Annotated in this window: 18 protein-coding genes; 12 read left to right on the top strand and 6 right to left on the bottom strand. The window is 62.2% G+C overall.

Going from position 1 to position 22,190, the window contains the following annotated elements:
- Positions 1-3 precede the first annotated feature (3 nt).
- From PZL22_RS16235 to PZL22_RS16250, 4 genes are all read left to right on the top strand, one after another.
- Positions 4-1,284 carry a dihydrolipoamide acetyltransferase family protein gene (locus tag PZL22_RS16235; RefSeq protein WP_003528787.1) on the top strand — a complete coding sequence of 427 codons (1,281 nt, stop codon included), beginning with the start codon at positions 4-6 and terminating at the stop codon, positions 1,282-1,284.
- 6 nt (positions 1,285-1,290) lie between these two features.
- Complete coding sequence (gene lpdA / locus PZL22_RS16240) at positions 1,291-2,685, top strand: dihydrolipoyl dehydrogenase (RefSeq protein WP_003528785.1); 1,395 nt, start codon at positions 1,291-1,293, stop codon at positions 2,683-2,685.
- Between the two features lie 295 nt (positions 2,686-2,980).
- Entirely contained in the window at positions 2,981-4,057 is a 1,077-nt protein-coding gene (locus tag PZL22_RS16245; RefSeq protein ID WP_013844321.1) for an ISAs1-like element ISRm21 family transposase, read from the top strand.
- A gap of 181 nt (positions 4,058-4,238) precedes the next feature.
- Positions 4,239-5,435 carry an IS256-like element ISRm5 family transposase gene (locus tag PZL22_RS16250; protein WP_284718509.1) on the top strand — a complete coding sequence of 399 codons (1,197 nt, stop codon included), beginning with the start codon at positions 4,239-4,241 and terminating at the stop codon, positions 5,433-5,435.
- Between the two features lie 105 nt (positions 5,436-5,540).
- On the opposite strand, the gene purU is transcribed toward PZL22_RS16250, so the two are convergent.
- The 4 genes from purU to hmgA form a co-directional block, all read right to left on the bottom strand.
- Positions 5,541-6,425: a formyltetrahydrofolate deformylase gene (gene purU / locus PZL22_RS16255; RefSeq protein WP_003536756.1), complete on the bottom strand. Its 885-nt coding sequence runs from the start codon at positions 6,423-6,425 to the stop codon at positions 5,541-5,543.
- A 163-nt stretch (positions 6,426-6,588) separates the two neighbouring features.
- Positions 6,589-7,242: a maleylacetoacetate isomerase gene (gene maiA / locus PZL22_RS16260; protein ID WP_010970301.1), complete on the bottom strand. Its 654-nt coding sequence runs from the start codon at positions 7,240-7,242 to the stop codon at positions 6,589-6,591.
- A gap of 11 nt (positions 7,243-7,253) precedes the next feature.
- Positions 7,254-8,270: a fumarylacetoacetate hydrolase family protein gene (locus PZL22_RS16265; RefSeq protein WP_003536759.1), complete on the bottom strand. Its 1,017-nt coding sequence runs from the start codon at positions 8,268-8,270 to the stop codon at positions 7,254-7,256.
- Positions 8,271-8,350: 80 nt separating this feature from the next.
- A complete protein-coding gene (gene hmgA / locus PZL22_RS16270) occupies positions 8,351-9,712 on the bottom strand; it encodes a homogentisate 1,2-dioxygenase (RefSeq protein WP_003536760.1) in 1,362 nt (453 codons plus the stop codon).
- A 79-nt stretch (positions 9,713-9,791) separates the two neighbouring features.
- Here hmgA and PZL22_RS16275 point away from each other — a divergent pair, with 79 nt between their 5' ends.
- Positions 9,792-10,238, top strand: coding sequence for a MarR family winged helix-turn-helix transcriptional regulator (locus PZL22_RS16275; protein WP_003536761.1), 447 nt, complete (start codon positions 9,792-9,794; stop codon positions 10,236-10,238).
- 22 nt (positions 10,239-10,260) lie between these two features.
- On the opposite strand, the gene PZL22_RS16280 is transcribed toward PZL22_RS16275, so the two are convergent.
- On the bottom strand, positions 10,261-10,740 hold the full coding sequence (locus PZL22_RS16280) for an Lrp/AsnC family transcriptional regulator (RefSeq protein ID WP_003536762.1): 480 nt from the start codon (positions 10,738-10,740) through the stop codon (positions 10,261-10,263).
- A gap of 130 nt (positions 10,741-10,870) precedes the next feature.
- Between PZL22_RS16280 and hppD the strand changes: the two genes are divergently transcribed.
- On the top strand, positions 10,871-11,983 hold the full coding sequence (gene hppD, locus PZL22_RS16285) for a 4-hydroxyphenylpyruvate dioxygenase (RefSeq protein WP_003536763.1): 1,113 nt from the start codon (positions 10,871-10,873) through the stop codon (positions 11,981-11,983).
- 92 nt (positions 11,984-12,075) lie between these two features.
- On the opposite strand, the gene PZL22_RS16290 is transcribed toward hppD, so the two are convergent.
- Positions 12,076-12,864 (bottom strand): helix-turn-helix transcriptional regulator, encoded by a 789-nt coding sequence (locus tag PZL22_RS16290; RefSeq protein WP_033049321.1) that lies wholly within the window; start codon positions 12,862-12,864, stop codon positions 12,076-12,078.
- A 1,010-nt stretch (positions 12,865-13,874) separates the two neighbouring features.
- On the opposite strand from PZL22_RS16290, the gene PZL22_RS16295 reads away from it, so the two are divergent.
- From PZL22_RS16295 to PZL22_RS16320, 6 genes are all read left to right on the top strand, one after another.
- Complete coding sequence (locus PZL22_RS16295) at positions 13,875-14,426, top strand: hypothetical protein (RefSeq protein ID WP_003536773.1); 552 nt, start codon at positions 13,875-13,877, stop codon at positions 14,424-14,426.
- Between the two features lie 136 nt (positions 14,427-14,562).
- On the top strand, positions 14,563-16,617 hold the full coding sequence (locus tag PZL22_RS16300) for a hypothetical protein (protein ID WP_003536774.1): 2,055 nt from the start codon (positions 14,563-14,565) through the stop codon (positions 16,615-16,617).
- A gap of 103 nt (positions 16,618-16,720) precedes the next feature.
- Positions 16,721-18,808 (top strand): type I secretion system permease/ATPase, encoded by a 2,088-nt coding sequence (locus tag PZL22_RS16305; protein ID WP_013844877.1) that lies wholly within the window; start codon positions 16,721-16,723, stop codon positions 18,806-18,808.
- 2 nt (positions 18,809-18,810) lie between these two features.
- The gene (locus tag PZL22_RS16310; protein WP_003536776.1) at positions 18,811-20,163 is read left to right on the top strand and encodes an HlyD family type I secretion periplasmic adaptor subunit; all 1,353 of its coding nucleotides are present in this window, start codon (positions 18,811-18,813) and stop codon (positions 20,161-20,163) included.
- A gap of 98 nt (positions 20,164-20,261) precedes the next feature.
- The gene (locus PZL22_RS16315) at positions 20,262-20,756 is read left to right on the top strand and encodes a hypothetical protein (RefSeq protein ID WP_003536777.1); all 495 of its coding nucleotides are present in this window, start codon (positions 20,262-20,264) and stop codon (positions 20,754-20,756) included.
- Between the two features lie 141 nt (positions 20,757-20,897).
- On the top strand, positions 20,898-22,106 hold the full coding sequence (locus PZL22_RS16320; protein ID WP_127615638.1) for a tetratricopeptide repeat protein: 1,209 nt from the start codon (positions 20,898-20,900) through the stop codon (positions 22,104-22,106).
- The last annotated feature ends 84 nt before the right edge of the window (positions 22,107-22,190 follow it).

Consider the following 22,190-nt stretch of genomic DNA (forward strand, 5'->3'; position numbering starts at 1 on the left):
CCCGTGGGTGAATTCATCATAAAGATGCCGGATGTCGGTGAAGGTGTCGCGGAGGCCGAGCTCGTCGAATGGCATGTGAAGCCCGGCGACCCGGTGCGCGAAGACATGGTGCTTGCCGCCGTCATGACCGACAAGGCGACGGTCGAAATCCCCTCGCCCGTCACCGGCAAGGTCCTGTGGCTCGGGGCGGAGGTCGGCGACACGGTCGCGGTGAAGGCGCCGCTGGTCAGGATCGAGACCGCCGGCGAGGCGGGCGAAGCTGCCCCGGACAGCGTCCCGGAGGCGCTGGCCGAAAAGGTGTTGGACGAGCCCGTCGCCGTCTCCTCCCGGCTTGAGGCCAAGGCGCCGCCGCAGCCTGAAAAGCCTGCGCCGAAACCCGCACCGGCGCCGCGCGAAGCGCCGGATCTTTCGGCAAAGCCGCTCGCCTCCCCGGCGGTGCGGCTGCGCGCCAGAGAGAGCGGCATCGATCTCAGGCAGGTAGCCGGCACCGGGCCGGCCGGCCGGATCACCCATGAGGATCTCCATCTCTTCATCAGCCGTGGCGCCGAGCCGCTGCCGGCTCAGACCGGCCTCGTCCGCAAGACCGCCGTCGAGGAGGTCAGGATGATCGGCCTCAGGCGCCGGATCGCCGAGAAGATGTCGCTCTCCACCTCACGCATCCCCCACATCACCTATGTGGAAGAGGTGGACATGACGGCGCTCGAGGATCTGCGCGCGACGATGAACCGCGACCGCAAGCCCGAGCAGGCCAAGCTCACGATCCTGCCTTTCCTGATGCGCGCGCTGGTAAAGACCGTCGCCGAGCAGCCCGGCGTCAACGCCACTTTCGACGACCATGCCGGCGTCATCCACCGCCACGCCGCCGTCCATATCGGCATCGCCACCCAGACGCCCGCCGGGCTGACCGTTCCGGTGGTGCGCCATGCCGAGGCTCGCGGAATATGGGACTGCGCGGCCGAGCTCAACCGGCTGGCGGACGCCGCCCGTACCGGAACCGCGACGCGCGACGAACTCACCGGCTCGACCATCACCATCTCCTCGCTCGGCGCTATCGGCGGAATCGCTTCTACGCCGGTCATCAACCATCCGGAGGTGGCGATCGTCGGCGTCAACAAGATCGCTGTCCGTCCCGTCTGGGACGGCGCACAATTCGTCCCGCGCAAGATCATGAATCTCTCGTCGAGCTTCGATCACCGGGTCATCGACGGCTGGGATGCCGCGGTCTTCGTCCAGCGCCTGAAGACGCTGCTCGAAACGCCGGCGCTGATTTTCGTTGAAGGATAGGCGTCCATGAAGGAAATCTCCTGCAAGCTCCTGGTTCTCGGCGCCGGACCCGGCGGCTATGTCGCGGCGATCCGCGCCGGCCAGCTCGGCGTCAACACGGTGATCGTCGAGAAAGCGAAGGCCGGCGGCACCTGCCTGAATGTCGGCTGCATTCCGTCGAAGGCGCTGATCCATGCGGCGGACGAATATCACAGGCTGCGCGCGGCTGCCTCGGGCAAGAGCCCGCTCGGCCTTTCCTTGAGTGCTCCGGCGATCGACCTCAGGCGAACGATCGCCTGGAAGGACGGCATCGTCGGACGGCTGAACGGCGGGGTCACGGGGCTCCTGAAGAAGGCGGGCGTCAAGGCGGTCATCGGCGAAGGGCGCTTCGTCGACGGCAAGACCGTTGATGTGGAGACGGAAACCGGGCTCCAGCGCATTCGGGCGGAAGCAATCGTAATCGCGACCGGTTCGGCGCCGGTCGAGCTTCCCGACCTCCCCTTCGGCGGAAGCGTCATTTCCTCGACCCAAGCGCTGGCGCTGACGGACGTGCCGCAGACGCTCGCGGTCATCGGCGGCGGCTATATCGGTCTCGAACTCGGAACCGCCCTTGCCAAGCTGGGCTCCAAGGTCACCGTGCTCGAAGCGCTGGACCGGATCCTGCCCCAATACGACGCCGATCTCTCGAAGCCGGTGATGAAGCGGCTCGGCGAACTCGGTGTGGAGGTCTTCACCCGCACCGCGGCCAAACGGCTCTCCGCCGATCGGCGGGGCTTGCTTGCCGAGGAGAACGGCCGCGCCTTCGAGGTCCCGGCGGAGAAGGTCCTCGTCACCGTCGGCCGCCGGCCCGTGACGGATGGCTGGGGGTTGGAGGAAATCGACCTCGACCGCTCAGGCCGCTTCATCCGCATCGACGACCAATGCCGCACCTCGATGCGCGGCGTCTATGCGATCGGCGACGTGACCGGCGAGCCGATGCTTGCGCACCGGGCGATGGCACAAGGCGAAATGGTCGCGGAAATCGTCGCCGGGCATAAGCGGAGCTGGGACAAGCGCTGCATTCCGGCGGTCTGCTTCACCGACCCGGAAATCGTCGGCGCCGGCCTCTCGCCGGAAGAGGCGCGCGCCGCCGGCATCGACGTCAAGATCGGCCAATTTCCCTTCCAGGCAAACGGCCGCGCCATGACGACGCTCTCCGAGGACGGCTTCGTGCGGGTCATCGCCCGCGCCGACAATCACCTGGTCCTCGGCATCCAGGCTGTCGGCCACGGCGTTTCGGAACTTTCGGCGACTTTTGCGCTGGCGATCGAGATGGGCGCGCGGCTGGAGGACATCGCCGGCACCATACATGCGCATCCGACCCAATCGGAAGCCTTCCAGGAGGCAGCCTTCAAGACGTTGGGGCACGCCCTTCATATTTGAAGCGACGCCCGAACCCCTCCCGCGCGCCGGCTTCATCCCTCGGGAACCCAACCGCCTCAACCTCCTTCGGTCGGGATTGCCCCTCAACCGGCTGCCGCCACCTTCTCCCCGCAGGCGGGGAGAAGGGACAAGCGGCGCCAACTGAATCCCGCATTCCCCGCCCGTTCGAGGGAGCGAGCGGGCGCGGCATATCCCTTCTCCCCGCCTGCGGCAGGGGAATCGCATATAGCGAATAAGTGGTTGTTTTGTTGCGGCAAATCGATTCATGAAGTCCTCCGCTGCCTTGGAGGTCTCGATGAGTAGATTTGCCGCTTGCTTTGAAGATTTGCCAGATCCGCGCGGTCGCAATGCGCGCCATCCGTTGACGTCGATCCTGTTCATTGCCGTTGCGGCGATTGTCTGCGGTGCGGAAAGCTGTACCGATATGGCCGATTTCGGCGTTGCCAAGAAGAAATGGCTGAAGACAATCGTGCCGCTGCCCTATGGCATTCCCAGCCATGACACCTTCTCCACCGTCTTCCGCCATCTCGATCCGGATGCCTTTGATGCGGCCTTTCGCCGTCTCACGGCGAGCTTTGCGCAGGGTCTCGAAGGGGTGGTAGCGATCGATGGCAAGGCGGTGCGCGGTGCCTACCGGCGCGCCGCCAAGGCCACGCCACTCCACTTCGTCAATGTCTGGGCTGCCGGTCCCGGTCTGGTCATCGGCCAAAAGCTCGCGCCGGGCCGCAATGAGGTGCAAGGGGCTCTCGATGCGCTCGCGCTGCTGGCACTGGAGGGCTCTATCGTCACCGCCGATGCCCTGCATTGCCGGCCCGACACCGCCCGCGCCATCCTCGCTGCCGGCGGCGATTATGCTCTGGCACTGAAGGCCAACCAGCCCGGCCTCTTGGCCCAGGCGCTCGCCCGCATCGAGGACGCCGGCCACGTCGAGAGCATCCAGATTGCAGCCGAGACTGCCCATGACCGCACCGAGACACGCCGCGCCAGCGTTGTGGCTGCCGGCGATATCAACTTTCCGGGCCTGCAGGCCATCGGCTGCGTCGAGACCACAAGCCGTCATACCAACGGCCATTTGACCAGCCATGTCCGCTACTTCCTGCTCTCCACCACCATGTCGCCGAGCGCGCTGATCGAGGTTGTAAGAACCCATTGGCAAATCGAAAACAAACTGCATTGGGTTCTGGATGTCCACTTCCACGAGGACGCCGCCAGAAACCGCAAGGACAACGGCCCGCAGAACATTGCGTTCTTGCGCAAGATCGCTCTCAACCTCTTGCGATCGCACCCCGACAAGGCCTCCATCCGCCGGAAAATTAAAAAGGCGGGCTGGGATGACGAATTCCTCACTTCTCTTATCGCTCATATGCGATAGCCCTGCCGCCTGCGGGGAGAAGGTGCCGGCAGGCGGTTGAGGGGGTGGGTGACCGCTACTGCATGTTTACAGCCACCTTTGCGCGGGTAGTGTGCTGAAGGTTCTGCAAATTCACTGAGAGAGGCGGTCATGGCAGGCTGGTGATGTTGACGTCACCTGATTCCCTGGAAGGAACGCCACCATGACCAAGACTGAAGGTAGGACAGCCAGCGCCGCCGTCAAAGACATTTTGCTTTCGAACCCCGATGGGCTGCGCGAGGTGATCCGCACGGTGATGCAGGAGGTGCTGGAAGCGGAGATGGACGAGGCGCTGGGAGCTGCGAAAGGCGAGCGCACGCCGGAGCGGCTCGGCTACCGTTCGGGCCACTATGGCCGCACGCTGATCACGCGGGTGGGCAAGCTCGAGCTGCGGGTGCCGCAGGATCGCTCGGGGCACTTCTCCACCGAATTGTTCGAACGCTATCAGCGCTCCGAGCGGGCGCTGGTGGCAACCTTGGCGGAGATGTATGTGCAAGGGGTGTCGACGCGGAAGGTCAAGGCGATCACCGAGGAGCTGTGCGGCCATGCCTTCTCGGCGTCATCGATCTCGGCGATCAACAAGCGGCTGGACGAGAGCCTGAAGGCCTTTGCCGAGCGCTCGCTTCAAGAGCCGTTTGCCTACCTGGTTCTCGATGCCCGTTATGAGAAGGTGCGCGAGGCCGGTGTGGTGATGAGCCAGGCGGTGTTGATCGCTGTCGGCATCGACTGGGACGGACGGCGGCAGATCCTGTCGGTCGAGATGGCCGGCCGTGAAAGCCGTTGCGCCTGGAAGGACTTCCTCGTCAGGCTGAAAGGGCGCGGTTTGAAGGGCGTCGAACTGGTGGTCTCCGACGACCATGCCGGTCTCGTCGCGGCAATTGGCGAGGTGATCCCGGAAGCTGCCTGGCAGCGCTGTTACGTGCATTTCCTCAGGAACGCCCTCGATCACCTGCCGCGCAAACATGGCGACGATTGCCTGCAGGAGCTTCGATGGCTCTATGATCGCCGCGACCTTGATGAGGCGAAGGCCGATCTCGCCGCGTGGCTGGGAAAATGGTCGGTCCGCTATCCGCGCCTGACCTCCTGGGTTGAGGAAACCATCGAGCAGACGCTGACCTTCTTTCGTCTGCCGCGCCAGCATCACAAGCACCTCAAGAGCACCAACATGCTGGAACGCCTCAACGAGGAAATCCGCCGCAGAACCTACGTCGTGCGCATCTTTCCCAACACCGAGAGCTGCCTACGCCTCGTCCGCGCGCTCGCCGTCGAAACCCACGAAAACTGGATGGAGGCCAATCGCTACATCAACATGGACGACCTGCGAGAGCACAAGAAACTCGCACTCCGTCAAGCCGCATGACCAGCACGCATGACCGCCCAATTTTGCAGAACTTGACGCACACAACCTTTGCGCGTCTGATAAGACGCGCGGCGCTGTAATGCCAATGTTGGCAAGGATTGACGATCACCCCATCCGTTCCGAGGCGTAGGAACCCGGGCTCGGCGGGAAGACGACGACGCGGTTGCCGTTGATGAAGCAGCGGTGGTGGATATGGGCGTGCACGGCGCGGGCCAGCACCTGGCTTTCGACGTCGCGGCCGATCGAGACGTAATCCTCGGCCGACTGCGCATGGGTGATGCGGGCGATATCCTGCTCGATGATCGGGCCCTCGTCGAGATCGGCGGTGACGTAATGCGCCGTCGCGCCGATCAGCTTCACGCCGCGCTCATAGGCCTGCTTGTAGGGGTTCGCCCCCTTGAACGACGGCAGGAAGGAGTGGTGGATGTTGATGATCTTCCCCGACATCTTCTTGCAGAGCGCATCCGAAAGCACCTGCATGTAGCGGGCCAGCACGATCAGTTCGGCGCCGGTCTGCTCGACGACATCCATCAGCTGGGCTTCGGCCTTGGGCTTGTTCTCCTTCGTCACCTTGATGTGGTGGAAGGGGATGTCGTGGTTGACGACCACCTTCTGGTAGTCGAAGTGGTTGGAAACGACGCCGACGATGTCGATCGGCAGCGCCCCGATCTTCCAGCGGTAGAGAAGATCGTTCAGGCAATGGCCGAAGCGCGACACCATGAGCAGCACCTTCATGCGCTCCTCGGAATCGCGGATCTCCATCATCATCTCGAAGCGCTTGATCACCGGCTCGAAGCCTTCGCGCAGCTCTTCGAGCTTGGCGCCATCCTGGCTGATGAAGGTGAGGCGCATGAAGAACAGGCCCGTCTGGAAATCGTCGAACTGCGAGCTGTCGCTGATATAGCAGCCCTTTTCGGCGAGATAGCCGGTGATGGCGGCGACGATGCCGCGGGTGGATTTGCAGCTGACGGTCAGCACATAGCTCTTCATCGATGAATCTCTCGTTTTGAGGTGTTCCCACGCGCCCCCTTACACGGGCAGTCGCGCAAAAACTAGCTTGGCGATCTGCGGCCCGCCGATCCATTCGCGACATCGGCTTGGCGGAACAGGCCACACGAGGTCCGGAATGACGAAATCGCATCCCGACGGGGATCTAAGGTTTTGCGCGGTCGGGATGCGCCCTCTGGAAGGCGTCGATGCCGGCGCAGCGGCGATCTATGGCGACCAGAAGCGGGCAGGCCGCAAGATCGACATCCCAGCGCCGCGCATTGTAGACCTGGGGCACAAGGCAGAGATCCGCCATCGTCGGACGATCGCCATGGCAGAATGCACCGGTCGCGGGGTGGTCCAGCATACGCTCGAAGGCAGCGAGACCCTCGCCGATGAATTTCTGCATCCACTCGCGCCGCGCGGCCTCGCCGTCGCCCGCGCCCGCCATCACACGGGCGACCACGCCGAGATTGCAGACGGGATGGATATCCATCGCCACGGCATAGGAAAGCGCGCGGACGCGTTGCCGGTCGATGGGATGGGCCGGGAGGAGACCCGTCCCATCCCGCGTCTCCGCAAGATATTCGATGATGGCGAGCGACTGGGTGAGGCGCTCGCCGTCGATGTCGAGCACCGGCACCAATCCCTGCGGATTCCGGGCGAGATGCTCCGGCGCGCGATGAGCCTTTGCGAGCAGGTCGACCGGGACGGAGCGATAGGCTTCGCCGCACAGGTTGAGGGCGATCCGCACCCGGTAGCTCGCCGACGAGCGCCAATAGTCGTAAAGCACGGTTTCGTTCGCCACACCCGTCTCCACCCTGCCCGGCCTCAGCCGCGCTCGTATTTTCCGACCTTCTGTTCGATGGCGCCGAAAATCGAATGGCCGGTGCGATCCTTCATCTCGATGCGGACGACATCGCCGAATTTCAGGAATTGCGTTTTCGGCGCCCCGCCTTCAATCGTCTCGATCATGCGCAATTCCGCGATGCACGAATAGCCGGCCCCGCCTTCGGAAACCGGCCTGCCCGGCCCGCCCTCGAGCTTGTTGGAAACGGTGCCCGAGCCGATGATCGTGCCGGCCGAAAGCGGCCTCGTTCGCGCGGCGTGCACGATCAGCTGCGGAAAATCGAAGGTCATGTCGATACCGGCATTGGCCCGCCCGAAGGGCTCGCCATTGAGATCGACGTGAAGCGGCAGATGCAGCTTCCCGCCATCCCAGGCTTCGCCGAGTTCCTCCGGCGTCACCGCGACCGGCGAGAAGGCGGAGGACGGCTTCGATTGATAGAAGCCGAAGCCCTTGGCGAGTTCTCCGGGAATGAGGCCCCGCAGGGAGACGTCGTTGACGAGCATGACTAGGCGAATCGCGGCCTTTGCTTCATCGAGCGTCGCACCCATGGGCACGTCGTCGACGATGACAGCGGCTTCGCCTTCCATATCGATGCCCCAGGCATCGTCGGCCATCAGGATCGGATCGCGTGGGCCGAGAAAACTGTCGGAACCGCCCTGATAGATCAGCGGATCGGTCCAGAAACTTGCCGGCATCTCGGCATTGCGCGCCTTTCGGACAAGCTCGACATGATTGACATAGGCCGAACCGTCCGCCCACTGGAAGGCACGCGGCAGCGGCGAGGCTGCGTCGTGCTCATGAAATCGCATGGTCGGCTGCGCCCCGGTCTCGATCCCCTCGGCGACGCGCTCCAGCCGCGGACCCGCATGCGCCCAGTCGTCGAGCGCAGCCTGCAGCGTGCGGGCGATATGACCCACCTCGGAGCAGCGGGTCAGGTCTTTCGAGACCACGACGAGCTTGCCGTCGCGGGTGGAATCTTTCAGCGTCGCGAGTTTCATGGAGTGGTGTTCCCGATGCGTTGTTGATCCTCGCCGGGTGGCGCGGATATTTGCAGCATGTCACGGTTCGGCGGCGGAAGTCACTTGATTCCAGGCGTGCCGTCGAATTTCCGTTCGAGGCCGGACCAGCAATCCATGTAGTCGTCCTGCAGCGTGTCGAGCTCTGCGGCAAACGTCGTCAGCTGCTGAGGGAAGCGGGTCTCGAACATGAAAGCCATGGTGTTGTCGAGCTTCACCGGCTTCAGCTCGCCGTTGGAAGCCTTCTCGAACCCGGAGAAGTCCGGCCCGTGCGCCAGCATCATGTTGTGCAGGCTCATGCCGCCCGGAACGAATCCTTCCTCCTTCGCATCGTAGCGCCCGTAGATCAGGCCCATGAACTCGCTCATGATGTTGCGGTGATACCAGGGCGGGCGGAACGTATGTTCGGCGACCAGCCAGCGGGGCGGGAATATGACGAAGTCGACATTGGCCGTCCCCTCCTCTCCCGAAGGCGCCGTCAGCACCGTGAAGATCGACGGATCGGGATGGTCGAACAGGATCGCGCCGACGGGCGAGAAGGTCTTGAGGTCGTATTTGTAAGGCGCGTAATTGCCGTGCCAGGCAACGACGTCGAGCGGCGAATGGCCGATCTCGACCATATGGAACGAGCCGCACCACTTCACCTGTACCCGGCACGGCGTTTCCTTGTCCTCGTAGGCGGCGACCGGCGTCTTGAAGTCGCGCGGATTGGCAAGGCAATTGGCGCCGATCGGGCCGCGATCCGGGAGCGTGAACTTCGCGCCGTAATTCTCGCAGATGTAGCCGCGCCAGACCTTCTCCTCTCCGAGGCGAGTGACCTTGCACATCATGCCGCGCGGTATGAGGCAGATCTCGGACGGCTCCACGTCCATCCTGCCGAGTTCGGTGAAAACCTGGATCGCGCCCGTTTCGGGAACGATCAGCAACTCGCCGTCGGCGTTGAAGAAATAGTCGTCCACCATGTCGGCATTGAAGGCATAGGCATGCGCGGCCATGCCGGCTTGCGTCAGCGCGTCGCCCGCCGTCGTCATCGTGCGGATGCCTTGAAGGAAGTCCAGCGCTTCCGAGGGAGCCGGCAAAGGGCTCCAGCGCAACTGCCCGAGCGCCAGGGAATGCTCGCCCACATGCGGCGCCGTCTTCCAATGCGGATAGTCGATCCTGCGGAAGCGTCCGGTGTGGCGGACGCTCGGCCGGATCCGGTAGAGCCAGGAGCGCTCGTTGGTGCCGCGCGGCGCGGTAAAGGGCGAGCCGGAAAGCTGTTCGGCATAAAGGCCGTAATTGCATTTCTGCGGGCTGTTCTGCCCCTGCGGCAGCGCTCCGGGCAGGCTTTCCGTCTCGAAGTCGTTGCCGAATCCAGGCATATAGCCGGCGGCGCGCTGCTGACCCGAACCTGCCCGCCGCTGTTTTTCCACCTTCTCCAACATGGCTTGAGCCTCCTCATTCCTTCGCTATATTAGTTACAAGCGTAACTGTCGGTTTTGTAACTATCAAGGAAGGAAAGCGATGGCCGAGGAGCGATTCGAACTGGAGAACTTCCTGCCCTATCGGCTGAACCGGGCGGCGGAATTCGTCGGCTTGCGCTTTGCCGCACAGTACAAAGCGCGATACCAGCTGACGCGGCCGGAATGGCGCACGCTTGCGGCACTCGGCAGCTCCCGCCGCAGCATGACGGCAACCGAAATCGGCGCGCACTCCACCATGCACAAGACGAAAGTAAGCCGCGCGGTCTTCAGCCTCGAGCAGCGCCGCTGGCTGAAGCGCGAGGAGGACGGGCGGGACCGCCGTTTCGAGCATCTGGCGCTGACGCCGGCGGGCCGGCAGGCCTATAGGGAGCTGACCGAGCTTGCGAGCGACTATCAGGCGGAGCTGCATTCCGTGCTTGGGGCAGAGAATATGGAGGCGCTCTCGCAGGGCCTGGGCGCCGTGGAGCGGGCGATCAATGACCGCTAGCAAAGGTGCGGACGGTTAGCGCTTATCCCTTCATCCGCGCCGGTATCGGCAGCCCCTCGAAACTCTTGAGCGTCTCCAGTACGATCGATGTCTTGACGTGCTGCACGCTGTCATGCGGCAGGAGCACCTCGTTGACGAAGCGGGAGAGCCCGGCAAGATCCGGCGTCACGACGCGCAGATGGTAGTCCATTTCACCAGTCAGCGCGTAGGCCTCCAGCACCTCCGGCAGAGCCGAAACGAGATTGGCGAAACGCTTGGCATTGTCGCGATTGTGCGTGGCCAGCGTGACCGAAATCACCACCATCAGATCGAGCCCCAGCTTCTGACGGTCGATCTGCGCCTGGTAGCCGGTGATGAAGCCTTCCGCCTCCAGGCGCGTACGCCGGCGCGAACATTGCGAAGGAGACAGCGCGACGCGCTCGGACAATTCGTTGTTGGTCAGATGACCGTCGCGCTGCAGTTCGCTCAGGATCTTGAGATCGAATCCGTCAAGCAGCTCCATTCATGCACCCTCAAACGCTTCTCTGCACAATTCATGCGCCGATCCTGCTGAATCACGCAAGAATACAAGCACCATGCATCGAAACTGCGCCATAATCCAGCAGAGTTTGGAGGATAAGAGGAGACTGACGATGGGCCCGTTCCCACATGACGCACCGCCCCCCGCGATTTCGGCGGAGAACCCCGCAGGGACGGACGGTTTCGAGTTTGTGGAGTTCGCCCACCCGGAGCCGGAGAAGCTTGCGGAGCTCTTCGGCCGTATGGGCTATACGCCGATCGCCAGGCACAAGACCAAGGACATCACCGTCTGGCGGCAGGGCGATATCAACTATGTCCTGAATGCGCAAGCCGGATCGCATGCCATGCGCTTCGTCGGCGAGCACGGGCCCTGCGCCCCGTCGATGGCCTGGCGCGTCGTCGACGCGAAGCATGCTTTCGAGCACGCCGTCGCCAAGGGCGCCGAAGCCTATACCGGCAACAACAAGTGCCTGGACGTGCCGGCGATCGTCGGCATCGGCGGCTCGCTTCTCTATTTCGTGGAAGCCTACGGCGAAAAGGGATCGGCCTATGACGCCGAGTTCGAATGGCTGGGAGAGCGTGATCCGAAGCCGCCCGGCGTCGGCTTCTACTATCTCGACCACCTGACCCACAACGTCTATCGCGGCAACATGGACAAGTGGTGGGCCTTCTATCGCGAACTGTTCAATTTCAAGCAGATCCATTTCTTCGACATCGATGGCCGCATCACCGGCCTCGTCAGCCGGGCGATTACCTCGCCCTGCGGCAAGATCCGCATTCCCCTGAACGAATCGAAGGACGACACGAGCCAGATCGAGGAGTATCTGAAGAAGTACAAAGGCGAAGGCATCCAGCACATCGCCGTCGGTACCGAGGCGATCTACGACGCGACGGACAAACTCGCCGAAAACGGCCTGAAGTTCATGCCGGGGCCGCCGGAAACCTATTATGAAATGTCCCATCAGCGCGTTCACGGACACGACGAGCCGATCGACCGGATGAGGACACACGGCATCCTGATCGACGGCGAGGGCGTGGTGAATGGCGGCATGACGAAGATCCTGCTGCAGATCTTCTCGCGAACGGTGATCGGTCCGATCTTCTTCGAATTCATCCAGCGCAAGGGCGACGAGGGCTTCGGCGAAGGCAATTTCCGCGCATTGTTCGAGTCGATCGAAGCCGACCAGATCCGGCGCGGCGTCCTTGGCCACGAGGCCGCGGAATAGCGGCTGCTGATGTCTAGTATGGCCGGAAACATAGAGCTGCCGGGCGGCGCCGTAGAGACGCCGCGCGGCAGCCTTGTCTTAGGGTCGAACGGTCAGTTGCGCCAGCGCGTCGGCGACGGGGTGCGGGAAGGGCCCACGCCTCCGTCGTTTCTGAAATAGCGCGAGGCCGCCTCGGTGCGATTGCGCACGTTCATCTTCTTGTAGATGTTGCGCACATGCACCTTGACGGTGTTTTCGGACAGTCCGAGGCGATCTGCGATGATCTTGTTCTGCGTGCCCATGCAGATGAGATCGAGAATCTGGATTTCGCGTGTCGTAAGAACGACCTGGCCAAATCCTTTCCTGCGCTCCGGATCGACATTTTCAGAAGCCGTCTCGTTCCGGGTGGCGAGGTCCCGCTCTCCAGGATTCTTCGGCGCGAGGCGCCTGAGCAGTGCGGCGGGAAAATGTTCGCCGCCCTTCATCAGGAGGTCGATGGCGGTGAGGCAGACATCGAGGTGGAGATTCAGGGGCAACACACCGTGGATCATCCCCTCCTCGACCAGGTGCGAAACCGACGCGTCGAGCCCTTCCGCGTTGTCGACCAGCAGGCCGATCGCCGCTTTCGGATGAAACTCATGGATCATCCTGATGATCGACGGAAAGTTTGCCGTCGGCACGCGGTAGAGCATGACCAGCGTCACATCTACGAGGTTGCCGTCCAGAAGGCTGTCGGCGTCCGAAAGCCGCACCACTTCCCGGTCCTGAAAACGCGCCCCGATCGCCTGGGTCAGACACTCGGCGAAGAGGTCCGTCCTGGCTAGCATGACTATTTTGCTTTTTTTCGGTAATACACTTTTGCTGTCTTCGAACCCGCCCAACCCCGAACTCGCACGATACATTATCCCCTCCTCGGACTTCCCCTTGGTTTTTACGGGTTTTTTACCCATGTGGAGAAAGGCCCGCGTTGTGAAAATTGCTTGGATAAAAAAAATTTCTGGAAAAAAAGAATTTATGTTGGCTAATGTATCGTAAATATGGGGGATGTAAAACCGCCCAAAAGGATTAGGTGGCGGCCACAATCCTGTCTAAATCGTCCAAGAACGAACCAATTTTGGGCGAATCCGCGAAATTCGCACGGGATCGGCAACGCCACTCGCGCCTTTCGCCGGACCCTCGCTTTTGAGGGGTGCCGCACCTTACGCCTCGTCAGTCCCGCGAAGTTCTTCGCAGTAACTCGGACAAGTATTCGCCACTCCGTTTGACGAGGTCGATACTCACATCGGATTATCGCGAAGGTAATGCGGGCCGCGGCCAATACACTCGATCGGGTGCTGACGAAGGTGGCCGGCGCACTTTCCGCCACGGATTCCTGCAGCCGGCCTTCACTCCCGCGTTCCAAGCGGGCCCCGGCAAACGACCTGCACGACTCCGATCAACATTCTTGAGTATTTTCAGTTTCTTAGCGCAGCGGCTGGATCAATGTATATGCACAGGCATGGCGAGGGAAGCGCGAGCTGCGCTCGAAACGAGCGCTTCGGTTGCGGCGCATCGAATATAAGGCGAAAATTCCGAGGCGGCCGGTGCCGAGTCTCATAACCACAATAGGTAGCTTTCACTCAGCAGCGTTCCAGATCACACTCCAATGGTCGCACCAACATTTTGTGCGTCTTCGGTCGTTGTTTTGCGTAGAAGATCGGAAGTATAGATACTTACGTTTATATGCCAAATCTTATGACTATGAATTTATCATACGTATAAATTTAGGCGCTTAGTATCGCGCTAAAATGACATTGCAAGCAGAGACGGAAGATTTCATTTCCGCTAAACCGCCAAAAGAGCCAGCGCCTCAAGAATCCTATAAAAGATGAAGGGTTTCGGTGCTGGCTCCCCCTCTTATGAGGAAGTGCTTATGCCCGATTCCTCACAGAAGAATCTTGGGCTCCACGACAACTTCAGTGCCGATGACGAGCTGAAGACGGGTGCGCTTGCCGATGGCGTAGCGACGAACACGTCCAGCAGGTCGGTTGCCGGTGGCAGCACCAGTCTCACCGAGACCGCCGGGGGCGACTTTGCCTTCTCCCTCGGCGACGGCTTTTCCTTTTCCCTTGACGTCGACAATGTTCTGGGCAATGGCGCCAGCATCTACGAAGCCGGGTTCAGCCTCGCCCAGGCCAATAGCCTCGCCGATCAGGACCGTGCTTATGACGTCAGCAAGAGCGGCAATGCCGATCCCGGGGCAGGTAGCGGAGAACCTGGTGGCGACGGCCTCGCCCCGGATGGTTGGGATCTCAAGGGCGAGGATGCGTCCCACCCCTCGACGGAGACGCCGCCAAGCCCGGTAAATCCGGACTTCCACCACGAAATCGTCCAGGGCGCGAACCTTCTCAGCAACGCCGACGTCAGCACCACCGTTGGCGATCCGGGCGTGATCCCGGCGGGGTCGGATGGCGACGTCGAATGAATGACCGGATGCTCCGGCCGTGCAACGGGGAAGACCGATCGCGGGCGAACGCCCGCACGTTTCCTTCACTCGTATCCGTTTGAAGAAAAAAGAGGTCGAAGGCACCCTTTGCTGCGGAAAGGGGAAGGATCGGACAATGCACTCGGAGAAGATCAACGAGATCGTTGCGCATTTCATAGGGCTGTTCAACACGGCTATCGATGACGCGCGTATAAGATTTGAATACCTGCAGGGACATGAAACCCCGAAGACTGTGCAAAAGGAAGATTCCGACTACGTACAATCGCCTGATTTCCAGTCTGACTTCGCGTTAAAAAGCTACGATCCCGATATCTCCTACGAACTCCGGGCTTACGACATCGCCCGGCTCGACTCCGCCGATCATGTCGCCCCGTCACGGCATCACCTCGACCAACCGGCCGGCGCGGCGCAAGCCGGACAGGTGGATGTCCGGTCCCGGGAGGACCACGGCATCTCCGGCAACGGCCCCGAAGCGTCGGGTACGATGCCTCCTGCGGGTCCCGACCCGGTGTTCAGCCATATCTATCAGGCAAGCACCCTTCATGACGACGATGTCGTGAACCTGACCGGCATGCTTGTGGAACCGCGCAACCTGACGCATGTCGACCAAACGCTCGAAGATTTTCTCGCGGAAGCCCTTGAAGCCTCGCCCTTCGCGCAGATCGGCGCCGCCGATGCGCCCGCCTCTTTCGCCGCAGGGGTGGCGAACCTTGAAGCACTTGCCTCCATGGCGGGCACCAGCCAACAGGCCGTTCCGGCCGCGCCCGCGACAGGCGGACCGGAGAACCTTCCGCAAGCCGCCTCTCCGGACGAACTGGTGAAGAACGAGTCGGGCGATGCCGTTCTCATCGCAGAGCGCATTGAAGGCACCTATGTCAACGGCACCCGCGCCGAGACCGCGCCGGAACTGCGCGACAATCTTCCCGGGCGAGAGCACACCGCGCACCCCGCCGAGACGCCCCTCGACAAACCGCTTCAGAACGGCGACCTCGACATCGACGCGGGGACCAATGTCGTCGCCAATGTTGCCAGCGTCGTCGGCACTGCCGCGGCCGCACCCGTGACCGCCGTGATGGGCGACCACCATCAAATCGATGTCATCTCGCAATCCTACGTCTATGCCGACAGGGACACGCTCGACGGCGCGATCTCCGGTACATGCGCGACGATGACCACGACCGTCGCACTGAACATCGCAAGCTTCGGGGGAGGCGAATCCGGGGCGAGCCTTCCCGGGGAACCGGAGATTCCGGCCGAATCTCCGACATTCCCAAAAAACTGGCAGGTGAATGTCGTCGAAGGCGACCTTTCCCTCGTCCATTGGATCGAGCAGTACAACTTCGTCAGCGACAATGACAGGCTGACCGTCACCAGGACGGGTGCGGAGACGACCGTACTCAGCGGCGGCAACACGGCAGTGAACGTCGCATCGTTCCTCGGCATTGCCGAGCATTACGATCTGGTCCTCGTCGGCGGCCGGCTGGTCGATCTCAACGTCATCAGCCAGATCTCCATCCTCTACGACAATGACGAGATCGCAGGCATATCCGCCGGCAAGGGCATCGCGCTGGACACGGGCGGCAATCTCGTCTGGAACATGGCCTCGATCGAAAACGTGAGCTCCGGCGTCCGCTTCGAGGCAATGCCGGACTACTTTCATGAGGCCGCCGACCAGATGCGCGAGGGCGACGGTACATTGCCGGACGAACTCCTGCGAGACCATGATTTCGAGGGCTATGCCGACCTGCACATCCTGTTCATCACCGGCAATCTCTACGACATCACGATCGTCCAACAGGTCAGCATTCTCGGCGACGCCGATGCCGTCTCGTATGCCGCCGGCAAGGTGCTCGAAGATGGATCGGAGGCCTCGGTCACGGTGCATACGGGAAACAATGCCGTCGTCAATGTCGCCGAAATCATCGACTTCGACGGTTCCAGCGGGACGACCTATGTCGGAGGCGGATCCTATTCCGACGCGGTGCTCATTCAATCGGGAATAGTCGACGGGATGCCGGACCTTCAGCGGGAAAGTGGCGGTCTGACGACCGAACTCATCGCCTTTATCGGCGAGGATACGGCGCAGCAAGGCAAAGACATGGACGGCGATGTCGGCACCGACCAGTCCGGGAGCCAGTGGAGCGACGTCATGCATACGATACTGGCTTGAAGCCGATCCGCTTCGAGCCCTTGGGACTGCACAGGTTCGAGCGGAAGACCCGTTGGACGGTTCGAACCGAAACGACTTCAAGCGCAAGCGCAGGGGAGCGAGCATGAACGACATGTCGAAGTGGTATGCCGGGCGAGGCAAGCCGCAGCGCCACGATGTCGCACGGCTGGAGCTGCCCGGGACGGCCGAAGCCGAGGCTGTCACACGCTTCGGAAAGCGGTCAGGGTCGGACGGAAAGGCAGCCGCGGCAAGCTTCTCGGAGCGAGAGCAAGCATCGGCATCGACCGATGCGTGCCGCAACGAGGGCGAGGTTCCCAAGGTGGGACGACGGCAACCCCCAGGGCTGCCGCGAACGATCGACAATGATCCGGGCCCGATGAAGCAAGGCGACCTTCGCCCGGTTGAACCGAGCGCAACGGGTGAAGGGCAAGCGAGTGAAAACGGCGGTGGCCGGAGCACGCTTCACAAGCGCATGGGACCGGCGAACTTCGCCGCCAGCCTGCACAACGGCATGGCCGCTGTCCGGCGCAACATGCTGATCGTCATCGCTTTCACCCTGGCCATCAATGTCCTGGTCCTGGCCATCCCGATCTATCTGTTCCAGATATCCGACCGGGTCCTGACCAGCCGCTCGCAGGACACGCTGGTCATGCTGACGATCGCCGTGCTCGGCGCCGTGGCGCTCCAGGTTATTCTCGACGCGATCCGCCGCTTCATCCTGATGCGCACCGCCGTCGAAATCGAGGTCCAGCTCGGCACACCGATCCTCAGTGCGGCAGCCCGAGCCTCGCTGCACGGAAGCGGCCGGGACTACCAGATATTGGGCGACCTGCAGCAGCTTCGCGCCTTCATCACCTCCGGCACGCTCACCGCTTTCCTCGACGCTCCGCTGACACCGCTCTTCGTGATCGTGGTCTACCTCATACAGCCACAACTCGGCATGATCGTCATCCTGTGCTGTACGGTTCTCTTCGTCATCGCCTATCTCAATCAGAAGGCGACCACAAAACCGTTCAGCGAAGCCAATGCCTCGCTCGGCCGGGCCAATTTTCATCTCGACTCGATGGCGCGCAACGCCCAGATCATCAATGCCATGGCGATGATTCCGGAAGCGGTGAGGATGTGGGGCCAGGAGACGGCGGCCTCGCTCAAGGCGCAGGTCTACGCTCAGGACCGCAACATAATGTTCACCGGCGCCTCCAGGGCCGTGCGGATGTTCACCCAGGTGGCACTTCTCGGCTGGGGAGCGCATCTGGCGATGGAAGGGCAACTGACCGGCGGCATGGTGATCGCCGCTTCGATCATTGCCGGGCGTGCGCTCGCGCCCGTCGAAGGGGCTATCGAAGGCTGGAACCAGCTCAATCACTCGCGTGCCGCCTATCAGCGCATCAGGCAGCTCTTGCTCACCTCGCCCTTGAACTTCCCGCGGCTGCGCCTGCCGAAGCCGGAAGGCAGGCTCGACGTCGAGCGCATCCTCTTCGTCCCGCCGCCGCAGAAGCGGGTGATCCTGAACGGCATCTCCTTTTCGCTGGCAAAGGGGGAATCGCTTGCGGTCATCGGCAATTCCGGCTCCGGCAAGACCACCCTCGGCAAGATGCTGGTCGGTTCGATTCTGCCCACGTCCGGCAGTGTCCGCCTCGATCTCATGGACCTGCGCAACTGGGATCAGCGCCAGTTCGGCGAAAGCATCGGCTACCTTCCCCAGGACGTCCAGCTCTTCCCGGGAACGATCAAGGCCAATATCTGCCGCATGCGCGACGATGTCGACGACAGCTTGGTTTATGAGGCGGCGGTGCTCGCCGACGTGCACGAACTGATCGCAACCTTTCCGCAAGGCTACGAGACCGTGGTCGCCGCTGACGGCGCCCCGCTGTCGGGCGGTCAGAAACAGCGCATAGCTCTGGCGCGCGCCTTCTTCGGCAATCCGAAATTCGTCGTCCTCGACGAGCCGAATTCGAACCTCGACAGCAATGGCGAGGCCGCACTTGCCCGCGCGCTGTTGCATGCCAGGAAGGAGGGCATCACCACCGTCACCATCACGCAGCGCCCTGCTCTCCTGCAATGTGTCGACAAGATCATGGTGCTGCACGAAGGCACCGTGGCGATGTTCGGCGCCCGAAACGAGGTGCTCGCCGCGCTTGGAGCAAAGGCCGAAGGCGACCGCGGGCAATCCCGCATTCACGGAGAGTGACGATGCAAAGCGACAAGCGGAGCGGCGAACCTCGAAATCCGGCGGAGTGGTATGCCGAGGTCCCCCGTTCGATCCGGTTCCACACTCTGCTTGGCCTGGCGCTGATCGCGATCTCCTTCGGCGGCTTCGGCTACTGGGCTTTCGCGGCACCGCTCGCCGCGGCAATCATCGCGCAGGGAAGCTTCGTCGCCAACGGCAACAACAAGATCGTCCAGCATCTGGAAGGCGGCATCATCGAGGAACTGCTGGTCGCCGAGGGCGACAAGGTCAAGGCCGGCGACATTCTCGTGAAGCTCGACCAGACGGTCGCCCGGGCCAACGCACGTATGCTCAACCTCAAGCGCCTCCGCCTGGAGGCAGTCGTCGGGCGGTTGAGGGCGGAGGCGGTGGGCGAAGACGCCTTCAGCGTACCCCAAATTGTCGCCCGACAGGCCGACGATCCCGACGTTCGCGCCATCATGGAAAGCCAGAACGTCAATTTTCAGAGCAAGAAGATCAAGCTGCGCGACCAGCTGAACCTGATCGACCAGAACATCCGTTCGCTCGAATTCCGGGCCAGGGGATACGCTCTGCAGCAGGCATCGTTCAACCGGCAGCTGGAGATTCTCAACGAGGAGCGGGAGGCCAAGAGCAAGCTCGCCGACAAGGGCCTGATCCGGCGCCCGGAACTCATGGCGTTGGACCGCGCGATCGCCGACGCGATCGGCGAGATCGGCCGGCTCGAATCCGAGGTCAAGGAGAGCTACACGCAGATCGACCGCTACCGCCAGGAGGCGGTCATCGCCGTCAATACCAACAAGCAGGCGGCGCTCGACGGCCTCGAAGCGGCCGAGGCCGATCTCGACAGCGTACGCGAGCAGGTTCGGGAGGCGTCCGAAGTGCTCGGCCGCGCCACCATCCGTTCGCCTGTCGACGGCACCGTCGTACGCAGCTACTTCCATACGGCCGGCGGCGTCATCGCAAGCGGAAAGCCGATCATGGAGATCCTGCCGGCCAATGTGCCGCTGATCATCGAGGCGCAGTTGCTGCGTACCGCCATCGATCAGCTCAAGGTCGGCGAGGACGCGACGATCCGGCTTTCGGCACTCAATCGCCGCACGACGCCGGTGCTGAAAGGCAAGGTCTTCTACGTCTCGGCGGATTCGATCGAGGAGGAAGTAGCCGGCGGCCAGCAGCGCGACGTCTATATCGTGCGCGTCGAAGTGCCGGCGAGCGAGATCGGACGCATCCACGGCTTCCACCCCGTGCCCGGCATGCCGGCCGAGGTGCTGATCACCACCTCGGAGCGCACCTTCTTCGAATATCTGACGAAGCCCATCACAGACAGCATGTCGCGCGCGTTCAAGGAGACCTGAATGCAGGACATCGATGGAAGCCGGTTTCGATCGGCGGAAAATGCAATTGCGCAAATCCGGTCCTGGCGCATCATTCTCGGGACTGCTTGGAGATCGCCATGGCGGCTGCACAGGATGTGCTTTTGCTCGTTGGTCGCCTGAACTACGTGTGGACCAACACCGAAAGCCTGCTGATCTACGTGATCGCCCACCTTCTGGGGGTGGAAAAGGACGCGGCCATCGTCGTTTTCCTGACGCTGAATACGACCCGCGCGCGTATCGATCTGACAGAGCGTCTGGCGAAGCTGCCGCGGATCCCCGTGGCGACTCGCGACGAGGTGCTCGCCATAACCCTGCGCCTGAAGCAGCAATCGAAGATGCGCAACAAGTACAATCACTGCATCTACTCCGTCGACGAGCAGGGCGAGATTTCGAGCACGCAGCTGATGCGGCTCGTCGAAGGCGAGAAGGATGTGCGCTACGGCAAGGTCGAGCAGCTCGATGCCCGCGAGATGGCGCGTCTCGACAATGCGGTCCGCGAGATCACCGATATCAGCAAACGTCTGTGGACGTTCATTCGATCGAGACCGAACTTCGACGAGCGCTCCATATAGGGGAGCAGCCGAATACCGGCACTCGGTGGTTGTCCTGCGCAGTTGGACGGTGTATACTGAATAGAAGCATTATTATATTCAATTATTCACTAACGTAACGATTTTGGCGAGTATCGAGTATACTGCCTCAAAGAGGCGACAATGACAGTCCACGTTATCGACTGCATCGAAGAATTTAAAAAAAATCATAGAAACTGGAACAAGATATATCGTTCAGATCCGGAAGCGCACGCTTTTCTCTCCTGGCCCTGGCTGCAGGAATACCTTCCGCACCGCGAGAGGTGGCTCATTCTGGCCTGGAAGCACCGCGCCGCCGGAAAACGGTACGACGCGTTCTTGCCGCTCGAGCTGGCGACCTCTCAGGACGAGGACACGGGACTCTTCGTCGACGAAATCCTGATGATCGGCAATCACGGAACCGGACGCACCGGTTTCCTCTGCACACCTGGCCTTGAAAGCGAGGCGGCAGACGCATTCGCCGGCATCCTCGCTTCCGAAAACTGGACAAGCATCCGGTTCGACCGTTGCGGCGCGGCCTCGGCGCGGCTCGACCGGTTGCTCGATGCCTTTCCCGAAGGGGAGTTTGCGCGCGTCGACACCGCCGACGAGGGAGAGAGGATCGACGCCTGCGGGCGTCGCCTCCGCAGTATGCTTCTCAGAACCCTCACGGGCAGGAACCTGCGCGACTGTCTCAATCGCCGCAGCCTCGGCATCGTATTGGAGCGGGCGGTGGCGCTGCACGCCTTCGGCGACTTCGACGGAGCCGAAGCGGGGTATCGGCAGCTGATCCGCACCGTTCCGGGACATATCGAGGCACGCTGTCGCCTTGCGCATCTCTTGAGCGACGTTGGCGCCTATGTGGAGGCGGAGCATCTCTATCGCACTTTGCTGCCGGCGGTGCCGAACGCGGACGACGTTCTCCACTGGCTCGGCGACACGCAAATGGCGCAGGCATCCTACCGCAAGGCGGGCAAGACGTTTCAAGAGCTGCTTGCCCGCTATCCGCATCGAGGCATCCTGCGCTATAAACTCGCGGTCGCGCGCTTGGCTTCAGGCCAAAGGGATGCCGCTATCGCCACCTTCCAGAGCTTCCACGACATCGTATCCGATGACGCGAACCACTTCCTCTGCAAGACAAGGGCACAGGAGATATTGATCCGCCTGAAGGGTGTCGCCGGCATGGAGCAAGAGACGGAGCCGGAACAGGAGACGCAAGCGCACGAGGATGCCATTCGGCTGACGGCGGCTGCGCAGCCGCTCCTGACACCTCTGCTGCCCGCGGGCTCATCGGCCCATCTTCATGCGACACCCTCGACATATGGCTGGAAGGCCTCGAAATTGAAGCACTGAAGCCGGTTCCTGTTTGCACCCCGCCACAGCGGCGCGCCCTGCCGGGGCGCGCGCAGTCGCTGTGAACGAGTCCAACAGGTTGGA

This window comes from Ensifer meliloti, from assembly GCF_030064585.1.
Taxonomy (GTDB): domain Bacteria; phylum Pseudomonadota; class Alphaproteobacteria; order Rhizobiales; family Rhizobiaceae; genus Sinorhizobium; species Sinorhizobium meliloti.